General features: G+C 74.3%; 15 protein-coding genes. 4 read left to right on the plus strand and 11 right to left on the minus strand.

All coding sequences use genetic code 11. The features are described from left to right. Positions 1-45: 45 nt before the first annotated feature. From ACIQGQ_RS27400 to ACIQGQ_RS27420, 5 genes are all read right to left on the minus strand, one after another. Positions 46-939, minus strand: coding sequence for a phosphatidylinositol-specific phospholipase C/glycerophosphodiester phosphodiesterase family protein (locus ACIQGQ_RS27400; RefSeq protein WP_402400239.1), 894 nt, complete (start codon positions 937-939; stop codon positions 46-48). A gap of 140 nt (positions 940-1,079) precedes the next feature. Beyond that, positions 1,080-2,219, minus strand: coding sequence for an acyl-CoA dehydrogenase family protein (locus ACIQGQ_RS27405; RefSeq protein WP_402400242.1), 1,140 nt, complete (start codon positions 2,217-2,219; stop codon positions 1,080-1,082). After that, a complete protein-coding gene (locus ACIQGQ_RS27410) occupies positions 2,216-3,403 on the minus strand; it encodes an acyl-CoA dehydrogenase family protein (RefSeq protein WP_402400245.1) in 1,188 nt (395 codons plus the stop codon). The genes ACIQGQ_RS27405 and ACIQGQ_RS27410 overlap by 4 nt, the downstream gene beginning before the upstream one ends. After that, complete coding sequence (locus ACIQGQ_RS27415) at positions 3,400-4,368, minus strand: NADPH:quinone oxidoreductase family protein (protein WP_402400248.1); 969 nt, start codon at positions 4,366-4,368, stop codon at positions 3,400-3,402. Before ACIQGQ_RS27415 ends, ACIQGQ_RS27410 begins: the two co-directional genes overlap by 4 nt. 168 nt (positions 4,369-4,536) lie before the next feature. After that, the gene (locus ACIQGQ_RS27420) at positions 4,537-7,215 is read right to left on the minus strand and encodes a beta-N-acetylglucosaminidase domain-containing protein (protein ID WP_402400251.1); all 2,679 of its coding nucleotides are present in this window, start codon (positions 7,213-7,215) and stop codon (positions 4,537-4,539) included. Between the two features lie 292 nt (positions 7,216-7,507). Between ACIQGQ_RS27420 and ACIQGQ_RS27425 the strand changes: the two genes are divergently transcribed. Beyond that, positions 7,508-8,263: a sulfite exporter TauE/SafE family protein gene (locus tag ACIQGQ_RS27425; protein ID WP_402400254.1), complete on the plus strand. Its 756-nt coding sequence runs from the start codon at positions 7,508-7,510 to the stop codon at positions 8,261-8,263. A 91-nt stretch (positions 8,264-8,354) separates the two neighbouring features. Here ACIQGQ_RS27425 and ACIQGQ_RS27430 read toward each other — a convergent pair whose 3' ends face one another. Then, positions 8,355-8,633: a metal-sensitive transcriptional regulator gene (locus ACIQGQ_RS27430; protein WP_366294028.1), complete on the minus strand. Its 279-nt coding sequence runs from the start codon at positions 8,631-8,633 to the stop codon at positions 8,355-8,357. A gap of 98 nt (positions 8,634-8,731) precedes the next feature. Between ACIQGQ_RS27430 and ACIQGQ_RS27435 the strand changes: the two genes are divergently transcribed. Beyond that, entirely contained in the window at positions 8,732-9,313 is a 582-nt protein-coding gene (locus ACIQGQ_RS27435; protein ID WP_402400256.1) for a rhodanese-like domain-containing protein, read from the plus strand. Positions 9,314-9,385: 72 nt separating this feature from the next. On the opposite strand, the gene ACIQGQ_RS27440 is transcribed toward ACIQGQ_RS27435, so the two are convergent. Next, positions 9,386-10,681, minus strand: coding sequence for an alpha/beta fold hydrolase (locus ACIQGQ_RS27440; RefSeq protein ID WP_402400259.1), 1,296 nt, complete (start codon positions 10,679-10,681; stop codon positions 9,386-9,388). A 106-nt stretch (positions 10,682-10,787) separates the two neighbouring features. Here ACIQGQ_RS27440 and ACIQGQ_RS27445 point away from each other — a divergent pair, with 106 nt between their 5' ends. Continuing rightward, entirely contained in the window at positions 10,788-11,951 is a 1,164-nt protein-coding gene (locus tag ACIQGQ_RS27445) for an ABC transporter ATP-binding protein (RefSeq protein ID WP_402400262.1), read from the plus strand. A gap of 71 nt (positions 11,952-12,022) precedes the next feature. Here the strand turns inward: ACIQGQ_RS27445 and ACIQGQ_RS27450 are convergent, their stop codons facing one another. From ACIQGQ_RS27450 to ACIQGQ_RS27465, 4 genes are all read right to left on the minus strand, one after another. Next, positions 12,023-12,973, minus strand: a complete 951-nt coding sequence (locus ACIQGQ_RS27450) for an ABC transporter substrate-binding protein (protein WP_402400265.1) — start codon at positions 12,971-12,973, stop codon at positions 12,023-12,025. After that, the gene (locus ACIQGQ_RS27455) at positions 12,970-13,647 is read right to left on the minus strand and encodes an ABC transporter permease (protein WP_402400268.1); all 678 of its coding nucleotides are present in this window, start codon (positions 13,645-13,647) and stop codon (positions 12,970-12,972) included. Before ACIQGQ_RS27455 ends, ACIQGQ_RS27450 begins: the two co-directional genes overlap by 4 nt. Next, positions 13,644-14,321 carry an ABC transporter permease gene (locus ACIQGQ_RS27460; protein ID WP_402400271.1) on the minus strand — a complete coding sequence of 226 codons (678 nt, stop codon included), beginning with the start codon at positions 14,319-14,321 and terminating at the stop codon, positions 13,644-13,646. The genes ACIQGQ_RS27455 and ACIQGQ_RS27460 overlap by 4 nt, the downstream gene beginning before the upstream one ends. 87 nt (positions 14,322-14,408) lie before the next feature. Next, on the minus strand, positions 14,409-14,855 hold the full coding sequence (locus tag ACIQGQ_RS27465; protein WP_402400274.1) for a nitroreductase family deazaflavin-dependent oxidoreductase: 447 nt from the start codon (positions 14,853-14,855) through the stop codon (positions 14,409-14,411). Between the two features lie 170 nt (positions 14,856-15,025). Here ACIQGQ_RS27465 and ACIQGQ_RS27470 point away from each other — a divergent pair, with 170 nt between their 5' ends. Beyond that, positions 15,026-15,592 carry a DUF4291 domain-containing protein gene (locus ACIQGQ_RS27470; protein ID WP_402400277.1) on the plus strand — a complete coding sequence of 189 codons (567 nt, stop codon included), beginning with the start codon at positions 15,026-15,028 and terminating at the stop codon, positions 15,590-15,592. Positions 15,593-15,597: the final 5 nt, after the last annotated feature.

Raw genomic sequence — 15,597 nt, forward strand, 5'->3', positions numbered from 1 at the left:
GTTCGGTGCCCCGGCGTGTCCGCCGTTCGGGTGGGTGACCGTCCGTCATGCCCGGGGGCGGGCATCCCCGCCACGGGGGTTCCGGTCGTGGGTGCGCAGGAAGCGTTCCAGGCCGGCGAGGTCGTCGGTGTTGAGGTGGTCGACCCCGGCGGCCAGCAGCTCGGTCCAGACCGCCTCCCGTTCCGGCCCGGAGGCGTCGGGGGTGGCCCAGAAGCGGATGCGGCGGCCCTCCCGGTGGGCCCGGACGACCAGGGAGCGCAGCCGCTCCCGCTCGGCGGCGGGGAAGGGGCCGGTGCCCTGCCAGTCGAACACGTCGGTCCAGCTGGTGCTGATGAGCGGGGCGAAGGACGCGGGGGCCCGGGTGCCGAGGTCCTCGGGGCGGCCGTCGTAGAAGGCGTGGCGGGTGCGCTGGGCCTCCATCGGGACGCGGGCGGCGCGGTCGCCGGAGACGACGGGGGTGATGGCGCCGGGCCGTACCCGGCCGTCGTGGTACGACGTCAGCATGGACCGGTAGCGGTGGAGCTGCCGGTCGAGCGCGAGGTAGGCGGCGGCGCCGTCCGTCTTGATGTCGATCAGCAGTTGTACGGGGTCGTGGTAGCCGGGGTGGACCGTGCCGCGGTGGGCCCGGACCCTGGCCAGCAGCGGGTCGAGGTAGAGCGAGGCGAGGGTGCGGGTGGGGTCGAGGGCGGTGGCCTCGTGGGCGACGAGCAGTTCGCCGTCCACCAGGAAGACGTCCGCCTCGACGCTGGTGAAGCCGTGGTCGAGCGCGTCGTACAGCGGGCGCGGGTGCAGGTAGTCGTTGTGGGCGTGGGCCCGGCGCAGCGCCCGGGGGCGGGGTGCCGGGCGGGACGCGGCGGCCGTTCTCGGGGGCAGCAGGATGCCTGCGGCCGCGGTGGCGAGCGCGGCGGTGACGACGCTTCGGCGGGTCGGGGGCGCCATGGGTTCTCCCGGGAGCGAGGGCTGGACGGGCGGACGCGACCGAGTATGCGCCGGTCCGCACCCCAACCGGCATACCGCACACGAGAGTTGACTTGTTCGCCGCCCGCCCGCCGGCCGTCGTTCGCCCGGTGGGGGCCGGTTCAGGGCGCGGGCAGCTCCATGAGCTCGGCGACGGTGGCGCGGTGCCGTCCCGCGGTGCCGTACGCGATCGCGTCGGCCTTGGCCCGCTTGAGGTACAGGTGCGCCGGGTGCTCCCAGGTCATCCCGATCCCGCCGTGCAGCTGGACGCACTCCTCCGCGGCGTGCACGGCGGCCCCTGAGCAGTACGCCTGTGCCACGGCCACCGCGAGCGGCGCCCCGGCGCTGCCGGTGGCGAGGGCGTCGGCGGCGTTGCGCGCGGCGGCGCGGGCCGACACGACGTCGAGCCAGAGCTGCGCCATGCGGTGCTTGAGCGCCTGGAAGGAGCCGACCGGCCGGTTGAACTGGTGGCGTTCGCGGGTGTGGCGGACCGCCTCGGCCAGGCACCATTCGGCGATGCCGAGCTGTTCGGAGGCGAGCAGTCCGGCGCCCGCCAGCAGGCCCCGGCGTACGGCGTCGACCGCCGCCGCGCCGTCGGCGAGGCGGGTTCCCGGGGCCCCGGTGAGGGTGACGCCGGCGAGCGGGCGGGTCAGGTCGAGCGACACCAGCGGGGTCACGGCGACCCCTTCGGCGTCCGTGTCGACCGCGTACAGGCCGTCCGTCGTCGGCACCAGCAGCACATCGGCGGCCACGGCGTCGGCCACACCGGTCACGCTCCCCTCCACCCGGCCCGCCACCACGGCCGCGGGCCGGACCGCCTCGGGCGCGTGGACGGCGAACGGCACGGCGAGTACCGCGACCCGGCGTCCCTCGGCGATCCCGCCGAGCAGTGCGGCGACGGCCCCGGCGGGCTCGCCCAGCGCGAGCAGCGTCTGGACGGCGACGACCGCACCGGTCAGATACGGCGCCGGGGTCACCGCCCGGCCCAGCTCCTCCAGGACCACGGCGGCCTCGCGGTGGCTCGCGCCCTGGCCGCCGAACCGCTCCGGCACCAGCAGACCCGCCGCGCCGATGCCGCCGGCCAGCGCCCGCCAGAGCTCCGGGTCGTACGGGGTGCCGGTCTCGGCGCGGGCGAGCAGCGCGGGCACGTCGCCCCGGTCGGCGAGGAGGGAGCGCACCGCGGCCCGCAGGTCCTCCTCGGCCTCCGAGTAGAGCAGGTCGGGCGTGCCGGTCCCGTCGGCGGATGCGGTCGGTGCTGTCATCGGGAGAGGTCCTTCCAGGCGACGTCCTTGTCGGTGCGCGGCTCGGCGGGCAGGCCGAGCACCCGCTCGGCGACGATGTTGAGCAGCACCTCGCTGGTGCCGCCCTCGATGGAGTTGCCCTTGGAGCGGAGGTAGCGGTAGCCGGCGTCCCGGCCGGTGAAGTCGACGAGTTCGGGCCTGCGCATGGTCCAGTCGTCGTACAGCAGGCCTTCCTGGCCGAGCAGTTCGACCTCCAGGCCGCTGATCTCCTGGTTGAGCCGGGCGAAGGCGAGCTTCATCCCGGAGCCCTCCGGGCCGGGCTGCCCGGCGACGAGCTGCTGGCGCAGCCGGGTGCCGGTGAGCCGGGCCACCTCGGCCTCGACCCAGAGGGTCAGCAGCCGCTGGTGGAGGTCGTGGGTGCGCAGTTCGGGGCGTTCGCGCCAGGTGCGGGAGACGGGGCCGATCATGCCGCCCTCGCGCGGGACACGGGCCCCGCCGATGGAGACGCGTTCGTTCATCAGGGTGGTCTGCGCGACCTTCCAGCCCTCGCCGACCGGGCCGAGCCGGTGGTGGTCGGGGATGCGTACGCCGGTGAGGAAGACCTCGTTGAACTCGGCCTCGCCGGTGATCTGGCGCAGTGGCCGGACCTCGACGCCGGGGGCGGTCATGTCGCAGACGAAGTAGCTGATCCCGCGGTGCTTGGGCACGTCCGGGTCGGTGCGGGCGATCAGGATCGCCCAGCGGGCCAGATGGGCGCTGGACGTCCAGACCTTCTGCCCGTCGACCACCCAGTCCTCGCCGTCGCGCACGGCGCGGGTGGCGAGCGCGGCGAGGTCGGAGCCCGCGCCGGGTTCGCTGAAGAGCTGGCACCAGACCTCCTCGCCGACCCAGAGCGGGCGCAGGAAGCGCTCCTTCTGCTCGTCGGTGCCGAAGCCGAGGATGGTCGGGGCGGCCATGCCGAGGCCGATGCCGATCCGGCGCGGGTCGTTGTCGGGGGCGCCCGCGGCGGCGAGTTCGGCGTCGACGACACCCTGGAGGGAGCGGGGCGCGTCGAGGCCGCCCAGTCCGGCCGGGTAGTGGACCCAGGCCAGTCCGGCGTCGAAGCGGGCCCGGAGGAAGTCGGTGCGGCCGGTGGTGGCCGGGGGGTGCGCGGCCAGCAGCTCCTGGGTGCGGCGGCGGAGTTGCGCCGCGTCGGGTGCGGTCATCGGGCGGCTCCTCGGGGAAGTACGGCGATCCGGCCGGTGCTGTTGCCGTCGGCGACGCGCTGGACGGCGGCGGCCGCCCCGTCGAGGCCGACGCGTTCGCTGACCAGGGGGCGGACGGCGCCCTCGGCTGCGAGCCGGGTGAGTTCGCCGTGGCAGGCGCGGACGGCGGCCGGGTCCTTGGTGTTGTAGAGGCCCCAGTGGAGCCCGAGGATCGAGTAGTTCTTGACCAGCGCGTGGTTCAGCGCCGGGGCGGGGACGGTCCCGCTCGCGAAGCCGACGACGAGCACCCGGCCCTCGAAGGCGACGCACTTGACGGACTTGGCGTAGGCCTCGCCGCCGACCGGGTCGTACACCACGTCGGCGCCGCGTCCGCCGGTGGCCTCCTTGACGGCGGCGACGATGTCCTCGGTGCGGCGGTCGACGACCAGGTCGCAGCCGAGCTCCGCGGCGGTCCTCGCCTTCTCCGGGCCCCCGACGACCCCGATGACGGTGGCGCCCGCGGCCTTGCCGAGCTGGACGGCGGCGCTGCCGACGCCCCCGGCCGCCGCGTGCACCAGCAGGGTCTCGCCGGCCTTCAGGTGCGCCCGGCGGTGCAGGCCGAACCAGCCGGTCTGGTAGCCGATGTGCAGGGCGGCGGCCTCGGCGTCGTCGAGGGTGTCGGGGGCGGGCAGCAGGGCCGCCTCGTCGACGAGGGCGTACTCGGCGAACCCGCCGTGCGGCAGGGCCGGGGTGGCGAGCACGCGGCGCCCGTCCGCCGTGCGCCCGCAGATCTCCACGCCGGGGGTGAAGGGCAGCGGAGGCCGCACCTGGTACTGGCCCCGGCAGAGCAGCGCGTCGGGGAAGTTGATGTTCGCGGCGAGCACGTCGACGAGCACCTGCCCCTCGCCGGGCTCGGGCACGCCGGTCTCCTCCAGCCGCATCACCTCGCTCGGTTCGCCGTTCCGGTGCACTCGCCATGCCTGCATCAGGGGCCTCCACAACGCTGTCGGCATTACCACTGCTCCGGCGCATACTAAGCGGTTGCTTGCCTCTCTGGGAACAACTCGCCCGGTCCCGTGGCCGCCCATGCGTCCGGCCCGGACCGAAGAGGGCTTCGGTCCGGGCCGGACGCGTGGGCCGCGCGACGCGCGGCGTCAGTCCGCTTCGGCCGCCACCACTTCGGCGACCTGCGGGGCGGACGTCCCGGAGCGCCAGAGGAGCCGCACCGCGCCGGCCTCCGCCCCGGCCGTGTCCACCCGGGTGTACGGGCCGTCGACCGCGCCGGCCGTGTGCCAGGTGCCGTCGGCGGAACGGAGCTGGAGGTCGGCACGGCCCGTGGCCCCGGCCGCCTGCAGCACGGTGACGAAGGGCACCGCGCGGGCCTGACCGAGCGCCAGCTCCAGCGCCTCCCCCGCCTCCGGCGCGCGGGCCGCCCGGTAGACGGTGCCCGGGTCCCCGTCGGCCGCCGCGCGCAGCGAGGACCCTTCGGCGGCGGGCGGTCCGCCGGTCACCGCCGCCTCGTCGGCCGGGATGCCGAACTCCCGTACCACCAGCCAGTTCTCCTGGCCCGCCGTGGCCCGGGCCCGCACATAGCGCGCCGTCGTCCCGGCGGGTGCGGTGGCGGTGACGTCCGGGGTGCCGGAGAAGGCGGTCAGCTGCCGCCACTCCCGCCCGTCGGACGAATACTCCAGCACCCCCTGGTGGAGGTAGTCCTCGGTGCTGCCCGGCTTGCCCATCGCGAGGGTGACGGTGCCCAGCTCCCGCACCCGACCGAGGTCGACGGTGACGCCGTCGCCCGCGGCGGGCGCCCCGTCGCTCCAGAAGTACGTGGTGTCGTCGCCGTCCAGCATCCGGGCGGCGGTGTTGCTCTGGTACGTGCCCAGGCTGGTCGAGGCCGTGGGCCGGCCGCTCACGCCGAGGGTCCGGTCGTGCTCGGCGGTGGCCGCGTCGACGAACCGGTCCAGGACGCCGTCACCGACCAGCACCGGCACCCGGCGCCCGTCGAGTCCGGTGTACGTGAAGGACTTCGCCCCGGCGAGCTGCGCGGGCAGCCGCTGCCGCAGCTCCCAGGCGCGTGCGCCCTCGCCGGCGCGGGCCGCCTCCACCATGCGCAGCGCGGTGCGGGCGGCGGTGGCCCAGGCCGCGGTGGCGTCCAGCCAGGGCGCGGCGTCGGCGACGAAGCCCCGGTCCGGCAGGGCGGCGCGCAGCCGGGCGGGCGCCGCGCCGAGCGCGTCGAGCGCCGCACCGAGCCGGGCGGCGTCGCCGGACGTCCAGTAGCGGGCGAACTCGGCCGCCAGCTCGGGTGCCTGCGCCTTGTCGAGGGCCGAGCTGTAGTTCACGTCGGCGAAGGCCCGCAGCGCCTTCTCGGTGCGCGGGTCGCCGCCCGCGTACTCCTTCAGACCCGCGCCCCAGGAGGTGCGCGGGTCGTACGCCGCGTCGTTCCACGCGTAGTCGGCGACGGTGTACAGCGCGAGCTTGGAGGCGTACGGCTGGATCATCGGGTTAGCCGTGATCCCGGCCAGCCTGCCGGGCAGCCCCTTCTCCCGCCCGGTGAACGGGCCGAGCAGCAGCCGGCTGGTCGTGTAGTCGTTGACCGGGTAGTTGTCCCAGGTGAGGATCGGGTGGCCGAAGACCGTGCGGGCGGCCTCCGCCTGCGCCACGGTCATGGTCGGCGCGACGACGCCGATGCCGGTCCACTCGACGAGGACGTCCGGGTCGAGCTGTTCGGACAGCGCCTTCTTGTACGGCGAGCCGGAGACGTCGTAGTACTCGGTCGGGACCATCTGGAGCGGCTGCGCGCCGGGGTGGGTGGCGATGAACTCCCGGTTGACCCGGTTGAGCAGATACGCCTGCGCCGCACCGGCCGCACCGCCGCCGGTGCCCCACTTGGCCTTGTCCTCGGCGCAGTTCCAGTCGGTGTAGCTGATGTCGTCGAGCGGGACCGCGAAGGTGCGTACGCCGACGTCCCAGATCGTCTGGAACTTGTCGGCCAGCGCCTTGGCGTCGGCGTCCGAGCTGTAGCAGACCGAGAGGCCGGGCGAGAGGGCGTAGGTGAACTCCACGTGCCGCTCCGCCGCCCGGTCGGCGAGTTCCCGGATCTGCGCCAGCCGGTCGGCCGGGTAGGGGTCGCGCCACTTGGCGCGGAGGTAGGCGTCGTCCTTCGGCGAGTAGGCGTAGATGTTCATCTTGTGCTCGCCGTAGTAGTCGAGCTGGTCGAGCCGGGCCTCGTGCGACCAGGGGGTGCCGTAGAAGCCCTCGATGGTGCCGCGCAGCGCGGTGCCGGGCCAGTCGCGTACGGCGAGTCCGGCGACGGTGGTCCCCGGGCGGCTCGCGCGCGGCAGGACCTGGCGGAGCGTCTGGGCGGCGTAGTAGGTGCCCGTGGCGTCCTTGCCCGCCAGGACGATGCGGTCGGCGCCGACGCCGAGCACGTACCCCTCGGCCGGCAGCGCGGAGGGGCCGTCGATCCGTTGCGCGGCGAGCGCGGCCGGGTCGCCGACGTGGACGGTGAGGCCGCCGCGCGCGGGACGGTCGGCGCGTACGACGCGCTGGGCACCGGCCCGACGCAGCGCGCTCTCCACGACCTGGAGGGCGGACTCGTCGTAGGCCCCGCCCGCCACCACGGTGACGGTCGGGCTGATGGTGATCCGGTCGGTGCGGGCCCGCGCCGACTGCGGGGTCGGGGTGATGGCGGGGACCGACGCGCTGTCCGCCGCCGGGCCGGCGGGGCGGGGGTGGCCGTCCGCCCGGGCGGACGGCGTCGCGGCCAGCAGGCCGCCGACGAGCAGGGCCGCCGCCGTGGAGAGCGCGGTGAGGCGGGAAGGGCGAGGTGTCACTGATTCTCCCTTGATCACTCAAGTCATCAGAGTCGCGCAACACAACATCACCGAATTCAACATCATGGCCGTTACATGTCAATGATGCGAGCAGACCCGCCTCCCGCCGCACGCCCCCACCCCAGGAAAAATACCCCTAGGGGTATTGGTGTTAGCCTTGTTCCGTAATACCCCCCGGGGTAAAGCATCACAGAAGGAGCCGCGTCGTGTTCTTCACCCGCACCCCCGGGGGCCCGTGCCCGCTCGGCCGCACTCGGGGCCTCACCGGCCCCGCCCTGAGCGGAGGCGCCATATGACCGCCCTGGTCGTGGCGCTGATCGCCGGCGCCGTGGTCGGACTGGCGCTCGGCGGGCTGGGCGGCGGGGGCAGTGTGCTCGCCGTTCCCGCGCTGATCTACCTGCTCGGGTTCACCCCGGCCGCGGCCACCACCGCCGCACTGCTCATCGTCATCGCGACCTCGCTCACCGGACTGGTCGCCCACGCCCGCGAGGGCCGTGTCCGCTGGCGCACCGGAGGGCTCTTCGCGGCGGCCGGACTCGTTCCGGCGGCGGTCGCCGGGGCCCTGTCGGCGCACATCCCGTCCTGGGCGCTGACGGCCGCCTTCGCGGCGCTCGCGGTGGTCGCCGGCGTACGGATGATCCGGCCGCGCGCCGGAGCGGACGCCCCGGACGGCGCGCGCCCCTCGTCCACCGGGCGGGTGGCCCGGACCGGGGCCGGGCTCGGCGCGGTGACCGGCTTCCTCGGGGTGGGCGGCGGTTTCCTGGTGGTGCCCGCGCTGGTCACCGTCGTCGCCGTGCCGATGACCTCGGCGGTCGGCACCAGCCTCCTCGTCATCATCGTGAACTCCACGGCCGCGCTGGCCACCCGGCTCACCACGCCCACCGTGCTGGACTGGGCGGTGATCGCCCCGTTCACGGCGGCGGCGATCCTCGGCGCCTGGGACGGGAAGCGGCTGGCCGCGAAGGTGTCCACGGCCGCCCTGCAACGGATCTTCGGCGTGGTACTGCTGGCCGTGGCCGTCTTCATGCTCGTCGACGCGGTGGCGTAGAACACGCCCGGGTCGACGCGGTGGCGCGGAACACGGCGGAGGGGAGGCGCGGGACGAATCCGCGCCTCCCCTCGCTCCGCCCCCGGCCGGCTCAGGCCAGCGAGAGGAAGAGCTTCTCCAGCCGGGCCCGCATCTGGTCCCGGTCCGCGGGCTCCTGCCCGCCGTCGGCCATGCAGTGCTGCAGCCCCGTCGCGATGATCGCGAACCCGGCCCGGTCCAGCGCCCGGGAGACGGCCGCCATCTGCGTGATCACGTCCTCGCAGTCGCGCCCCTCCTCGACCATCTTGATGATCCCGGTGAGCTGCCCCTGCGCCCGGCGAAGGCGGTTGAGGACCGACTTCAGTTCGTCGGCCGCCATGTCGAGTTCCACAATTCCTCCTCCTCAATACCCCAAGGGGTATTCTAACCTGACCGGGGAGGGAGGGACCGCATCCCTCCTCTCCCGGTGAACGAAAGGAATCACTGCTCGTGACCAGCCCCGCTTCCCTCTCCCCCGCCCAGGCCGCGGCCCGTCTCGCGGAGTTCACCGTGATCGACGTGCGCGCCCCCGGCGAGTACGCCTCCGGCCACGTCCCCGGCGCGCTGAACGTCCCGCTGGACCGCCTCTCCGAGGCCGTGCCCGCGCTGAAGTCCGCCGCCGTCCGGGGCCCGCTGCTCCTGGTGTGCGCCTCGGGCGTCCGCTCCACCCGCGCCTGCGACATCCTCGCCGCCGCCGACATCGAGGCCGTGACGCTCACCGGCGGCACCTCCGCCTGGGAGGCCGAGGGCCGTGCCGTCGAGCAGCCCGCCGGGGCGCGCAAGACCTGGCCGATGGAGCGCCAGGTCCGGCTCGCCGCCGGTTCGCTCGTGGTGGCCGGGCTGCTCGCCGGGGTGCGGTTCCCCGCCGCGCGCTGGCTCTCCGCCGGGGTCGGCTCCGGCCTGGTGTTCTCGGCCGTCTCCAACACCTGCGGCATGGCGGCCGTCCTGTCGAAGCTGCCGTACAACCGGGCGCCGCGCTCGGCCACCGGGCTCGGCGACACGCTGCACGCCCTGCAGAATCGTCACGCCTGACCAGTTCCTCGGACTGGGAGCCGGTCGCACCGGACCGTACGGTGCGACCGGCTCCGCGCGTCGTGGACGCGCTCAGATCTCGTCGCGGACCAGGGCCAGCAACCGGTCCAGGACCTTCGGGCCGCCCGCCCGCACCCCGTCGTGCTCGTACTCGTCGGTGACCCAGGTGCGCAGGCCCCGGATCGCGGCGGCCGTGCTCAGCGCGTGCGCGGTGTCGACGTACATGTCGTCGTGGTAGACGGCCGCCGCGACCGGCACCTCGTTGGCCGCCAGGCGCTCGCCGTCGTACAGCGGGGCCCAGTCGGTGCGGGCGGCGAGCAGCTCGGCGGTCTCGCGCAGCGGGCGCAGCGCCGGGTCCGCCTCGAAGTGCCAGGGGTGGATGCTCTCGCCGGTGAACAGCACCGGGCCGTCGCCCTTCAGCGCCTCGGCGGCGTCGAACCGCGGGAACTCGGCGCGGACCCGCTCGGCGGACCAGGCGGTGGGCCGGGCGTCCTGCCCGTAGATCGCCTCGTGCATCAGCGCGTAGAGCGGGTGTCCGGCGAAGGAGGTGGCGGTCCGCAGGGCCTCCTGGAAGGTGTCGGACAGTTCGGTGCCGTGCGGGGTGCGGACGAAGGCGTTCTCCAGCAGGTAGTGCAGCTGATGGCTGCCGCTGCCGCCGCCCAGCATGATGCCGAGCGACTGGAACGACTCGGCGGTCAGCCGGTGCCCGGCGCTCTCGACGGGGTGTTCCAGCAGGTGGGCGGCGATCCTCCGGGCGCACTCGACGTCCTGCGGGTAGCGGGCGTAGTGGGCGGCGACCTTGCGCTCGATCCGGGGGTACGCGGCGCGGTAGACGTCGTCGGCGTGGGCGTCGAGGGAGGGCAGCCCGCCGGTGATGAGGACGGCCTTCAGCCCCTCGGGCGCGGCCGACAGGTAGCGGACGGCGCAGAAACCGCCGAAGGACTGGCCCAGGACCGTCCACGGCTCACCGCCGGTGAGCTGCGGGCGGATCAGCTCGCAGTCGCGCACGATGCTGTCGGACCGGAAGTGCGTGAGGTAGTCGGCCTGCTCGCGCGGGCCGCCGCGCAGCGGCAGGGTCTGCCGGTTGGCGGGGGTGGAGAGGCCGGTGCCGCGCTGGTCGAGCAGGAGCACCCGGAATTCCTGGACGGCCCGGCCGAGCCACGCCTCCGCGCCGACGAAACGCCGGGCGCCGAAGCCGGGGCCGCCCTCCAGGTAGACCAGCCACGGCAGCTCCTCGCCGGTCCGGCCGCTCGCCACGGCCTCCCTGCCGAAGATCTCGATCTGCTCACCGCCGGGGTCGCCGTGGTCGAGCGGGACCGTGAAGTAGCGGTCGGTGAAGACGATGCCGGGTTGCCGGTAGCTGCTCACAAGGTGCTCCTGAATCAGTTGTGCCACGGACAGTTCAGCACACGGCCGTGACCCGGACGGCCGCGGCCCGGGTGCGGGGTTCCCCGGTCCTCCCTACCGTGCAGGCATGATCCGGTTCGAGCAGGTCGGGAAGGTGTATCCGGACGGCACCAGCGCGGTCGACGACCTGTCCTTCGAGGTCGCGGAGGGGGAGCTGGTCACCCTGGTGGGTCCGTCCGGCTGTGGCAAGACCACCACGATGATGATGGTGAACCGGCTGATCGAGCCGACGTCGGGCCGGATCCTCCTCGACGGCGAGGACATCTCCGGGGTCGATCCGGTGCGGCTGCGCCGCCGGATCGGCTACGTCATCCAGCAGGTGGGGCTCTTCCCGCACCGCACCGTCCTCGACAACACGGCGACCGTCCCCTCACTGGTCGGCTGGAAACGGGCGCGGGCCCGGGCACGGGCGGCCGAACTGCTGGACCTGGTGGGGCTGGACCCCGGGACGTACGGCTCCCGCTATCCCGCACAGCTCTCCGGCGGGCAGCGCCAGCGGGTGGGGGTGGCGCGGGCGCTGGCCGCGGATCCGCCGGTGCTGCTGATGGACGAGCCGTTCGGCGCGGTCGACCCGGTGGTGCGCGAGCGGCTGCAGAACGAGTTCCTGAGCCTTCAGTCGCGGGTCCGCAAGACGGTCCTGATGGTCACCCACGACATCGAGGAGGCGGTCCGGATGGGCGACCGGATCGCGGTGTACGGGGCCGGCCGCATCGAGCAGTTCGACACCCCGGGCGCCGTGCTCGGCGCCCCCGCGACCCCCTACGTGGCCCGGTTCGTGGGCGCCGACCGGGGGCTGAAGCGGCTCTCGGTCACCGCGATCGAGCCGGCCGACCTGGAGGAGCCGCCGGTCGCCCGGCTGGACGAGCCGGCCGGCGTCGCGGCGGCCCGGCTGGGGGCCGCGGGCGCCCGCTGGGCGGTGGTGCTGAACGGGGCGGGCGAGCTGCACGGCTGGGTGGCGGCGGACGCGCTGCGGATCGCCGGGGACCACGGCACGGTCGGCGAACTGGCCCGCCGGATGGACGCCTGGGTGCCGGTCGGGGCGCCGTTGAAGCAGGCGTTCAGCGAGATGCTCCAGCACGACGCGGGCTGGGTCGCGGTCCTCGACGGGGCCCGCTTCCTGGGCGTGCTGACCCCGGCCCGGCTCCACGAGGCGCTGCGCCGCTCGGTCGACGCGGACGCCCGGGGCGTGGCCCGGGGCGAGGTGCGGTTCGACTCGGTCGCGGACGCCTGAGGCCTCGGACGCCGGCCCGGATCCCCCGGTACCGGCGTTCTCCTTCCCGTGGGCGACGCCGAGCGGCGGGCTCAGCCGCCCGGGACGAGGCCCTTGGAGCGCAGGTACGTACGCGCGACGTCTTCGGGCAGCCGCCGCCAGCTGTCGACCTGTTCGTTGAGCCGGGCCAGGTCGGCGGTGGTCAGGACGGTGTTGAGGCGGCCCAGCGCGGTGCGTACGCCCTCGCTGCCGGCCCGGGCGCGGTTGACGACGGGGACGATGTAGTCGGCGTTCTGGAGGTGCCGGTCGTCGGCGAGCAGGACGAGCCCGAAACTGCCGAGCGTGGCGTCGGTCGTGGTCGTCAGCACCATCTGGTCCTCGCCGTTGCGGACGGCCTGCTTGGCCTGGGTGGTGCCGACGCCCTTGGGGTCCACGGCGGTGATCCGGATGCCGTACGTCTTCTTCAGTCCGGGTGCGCAGTAGGGCCGCTGCACGCATTCGTCACCGGCCGCCAGGCGCACCGGCAGCCCGGAGCGGCCCAGGTCGGTGAGGGTCCGCAGATGGTGGCGGGCCGCGTAGTCGGCGGTGACGGCGAAGGCGTTCTGGTCGACGGCACGGCCCGGGTCGAGGACGGTGAGTCCGCGGGGGACGGCCAGCGCGCGCAGGGCCTTCATGGTGGCGGCCAGGTCGGGTGAACCGGCCGGGGCGGCGTCGGGGCCGTTGCTCCGGGCGTTCAGCCAGTCGGCGAAGGTGGCGGCGTACTCGGGTACGACGTCGATCCGGCCGCTCTCCAGGGCCGGTTCGTAGATCTCCCGGTTGGTGACGGAGATGATCCTCGTGGTGTATCCGGCGTGGTCCAGCAGGAGCGCGTACAGCTGGGCGAGGAGGTCGCTCTCGGTGAATCCGGCCGTGCCGATGGTGAGGTGTCTGCTGTCGCCCGGCGGTGCGGTGACCGCGCCCCGGTCCTCCAGGGCCGGCCCGGTGGCGCAGGCGGCCGCCCAGAGCAGCACCAGCACCGCGGGGACCTTGGTACGGGCCCTCATCGTGGTCCTTCGCCGCGGAGCCGGGCGGGGGCCAGCAGCCGGCCCGCCTCGAAGAGGCCTTCGACGATCAGCGCGAACGCCGCGACGAGCACCGCTCCGGCGACCACCTGCGGGGTGGAGGCGAGGTTGAATCCGGCCGTGATGATCCGGCCGAGCCCGCCGCCGCCCGCCAGGGCCGCGAGGGTGGCGGTCGCGACGAGCTGGACGGCGGCGATCCGTACGCCGGTGAGGATCAGCGGCAGGGCGAGCGGCAGTTCGACGCCCAGTATCAGCTGTCTGCCGGTCATGCCCATGCCCCTGGCGGCCCGGACCACGTCGCGGTCGACCTCCCGCATGCCGACGTAGGCGTTGGTGAGCAGCGGGGGTACGGCGAAGAGCACCAGGGCGACGACGGTCGGCCAGTCGCCGTGGCCGCCGATCGGGGTGAGGAGCAGCAGCACCAGTACGGCGAAGGTGGGCACGGCGCGGCCGATGTTGGAGATGTTGACGGCGAGGGCGCCGCCCCGGCCGAGATGGCCGAGGAGTACGGCGACGGGCAGCGCGATCAGGCTGCTGATCAGCAGGCAGACGGCGGTGAGGAAGAGGTGCTGGCCCAGTCGGTGGGTGATGCCGTTCTCACCGGACCAGTGCGCGCCTGTGGTGAGCCAGGACCAGGCGTCGGCGAGGGTCGTCACGACCTGCTCCGGGTCCAGGGGGTCAGCAGTCGCTGGACGAGCAGGAGCAGCAGGTCGGCGGTGACGGCGATGAGGACGCAGAGGACGGAGGCGGTGAGCACCTGGGCCTTGAAGTAGGTGTTCATCCCGGAGTAGATGAGGTTGCCGAGTCCGCCGTAGCCGACGATCGCGCCGACGGTGACCAGGGAGACGGCGGAGACGGTCGCGATCCGCACCCCGGCCATGGCGGCGGGCAGGGCGAGGGGCAGTTCCACGGTGAGCAGCAGGCGCAGCGGCCCGTAGCCCATGCCGCGGGCGGCCTGCCGGGTCTCCTCGGGCACGGCGCGCAGTCCGGCGAGGATGTTGCGGACGAGCAGGGTGAGCGAGTACAGCACGAGTCCGGTGACGACGAGCGAGGCGGAGAGCCCGTAGACCGGCAGCAGCAGCGAGAACATGGCGAGCGACGGCACGGTGTACAGGACGGTCGTCAGGCCGAGCACGGGGCCCGCGGCCCAGCGCCACCGCCGGGCCGCGAGGGCGAGCGGCACGGCGACGGCGAGTCCGATGAGCACCGAGACCGCGGTGAGCTGGACGTGCTGCACCGCGGCGTCCCGGAGGATCCCGCGACGGCTGGTGAGGTAGGCCCCGCAGATCCACTCGTTGCGCGCGAGGCAGTCGTCCGGGGGCACGGTCACCCGTTCATTGGAGCGCGCCCGGCCGGGCGGGCGCGCGTCCTGATCGGCCGTCCGGCGGACGGGCCGGGTGGGCCGGGGCCGGCCGGATCAGTGGGGCCGGGCGGCCGGTTCGAGGACGAAGACAGGGATCTGCCGGTCCGTCTTGCGCTGGTAGTCGGCGTAGTCCGGGAACGCCTCGACCGCGCGCCGCCACCAGAGGTCCTTCTCCCCGCCGGTGACCTCGCGGGCGTTCATGTCCTGGCGCACCGGGCCGTCCTGGAGCTCGACGCGCGGGTCGGCCACGAGGTTGTGGTACCAGAACGGGTGCGTGGGGGCGCCGCCCTGCGAGGCGACCACGGCGTACGTCCCGTCGTGCTCGACCCGCATCAGCGGGGTCTTGCGGATCTTCCCGCTGCGGGCTCCCCGGGTGGTGAGGATGATCACGGGCATGTCCCGCATCGTGGTGCCCTCGGTGCCGCCGGAGCCCTCGAACAGCTCGACCTGGTCGCGGACCCACTGCTGGGGGCTCGGCTCGTACTCTCCCTGGAGAGGCATGAAGGTGTCCCGTCGTCGTCTCGTCGTCGCGCCGCGCGGACCGGTGGGGGCGGGCGCGTCCTGCCACGCGGACAACTCTCGCACCTCCGCGTGGAATCGGCGTCCACACCCGGTCCGGACGGCGGTAAAACCGGTCGCCTGGCGGTCAATGGGGTGAAAGCCTCCGGGGCATGTCCTCCCAGTACCTGATACGCGCCGACTACGACCCCGGCACGATCGTGGTGTACCAGGCGTACTCCCCGGCGATCGCCGATCCGGCCCTGCGGGCACAGCGGTTCGTGCCGCCGTTCTCGTTCGGCCGGATGACGTGGATCAAGCCGTCGTTCCTCTGGCTGATGCACCGCAGCAACTGGGCGCGCAAGCCCGGCCAGGAACGTGTCCTCGCGGTGCGGATCACCCGGGAGGGCTGGGAGGAGGCGCTGTCGCGGGCGATGCCGACGACGGCCGGTGCGGCGGCGGTCGCCGGGGCCGAGGTGCACGTCCAGTGGGACCCGGAGCGTTCGCTGCGCGGGGCGGCGCTCAATCACTACAGCATCCAGGTCGGGGTGGGGCGCGGGCTGGTCCGTACGTTCGCCGAGGAGTGGGTCACCGGGATCACCGACGTGACGCCGACGGTCCGCAGGATCGCCGGGCTGCGGAGGAACGGGCGGGCCGCCCAGGCGCAGCGGCTGCTGCCGCCCGAGCGGGTCTATCCGCTGCCCGGGACCGTGGCCCGGCGGCTGGGGGCCGACGCCTGAGGGGC

The organism is Streptomyces sp. NPDC092952 (assembly GCF_044754785.1).
Lineage (GTDB): Bacteria > Actinomycetota > Actinomycetes > Streptomycetales > Streptomycetaceae > Streptomyces.

What these genes read in the sequence shown, in the direction of transcription:
- ACIQGQ_RS27415 (WP_402400248.1), bottom strand. Translation starts at nt 4,368, where the DNA reads ATGCAGGCATGGCGAGTGCACCGGAACGGCGAACCGAGCGAGGTGATG.
- ACIQGQ_RS27465 (WP_402400274.1), bottom strand. Translation starts at nt 14,855, where the DNA reads ATGCCTCTCCAGGGAGAGTACGAGCCGAGCCCCCAGCAGTGGGTCCGC.
- ACIQGQ_RS27425 (WP_402400254.1), top strand. Translation starts at nt 7,508, where the DNA reads ATGACCGCCCTGGTCGTGGCGCTGATCGCCGGCGCCGTGGTCGGACTG.
- ACIQGQ_RS27470 (WP_402400277.1), top strand. Translation starts at nt 15,026, where the DNA reads ATGTCCTCCCAGTACCTGATACGCGCCGACTACGACCCCGGCACGATC.
- ACIQGQ_RS27450 (WP_402400265.1), bottom strand. Translation starts at nt 12,973, where the DNA reads ATGAGGGCCCGTACCAAGGTCCCCGCGGTGCTGGTGCTGCTCTGGGCG.
- ACIQGQ_RS27445 (WP_402400262.1), top strand. Translation starts at nt 10,788, where the DNA reads ATGATCCGGTTCGAGCAGGTCGGGAAGGTGTATCCGGACGGCACCAGC.
- ACIQGQ_RS27400 (WP_402400239.1), bottom strand. Translation starts at nt 939, where the DNA reads ATGGCGCCCCCGACCCGCCGAAGCGTCGTCACCGCCGCGCTCGCCACC.
- ACIQGQ_RS27410 (WP_402400245.1), bottom strand. Translation starts at nt 3,403, where the DNA reads ATGACCGCACCCGACGCGGCGCAACTCCGCCGCCGCACCCAGGAGCTG.
- ACIQGQ_RS27405 (WP_402400242.1), bottom strand. Translation starts at nt 2,219, where the DNA reads ATGACAGCACCGACCGCATCCGCCGACGGGACCGGCACGCCCGACCTG.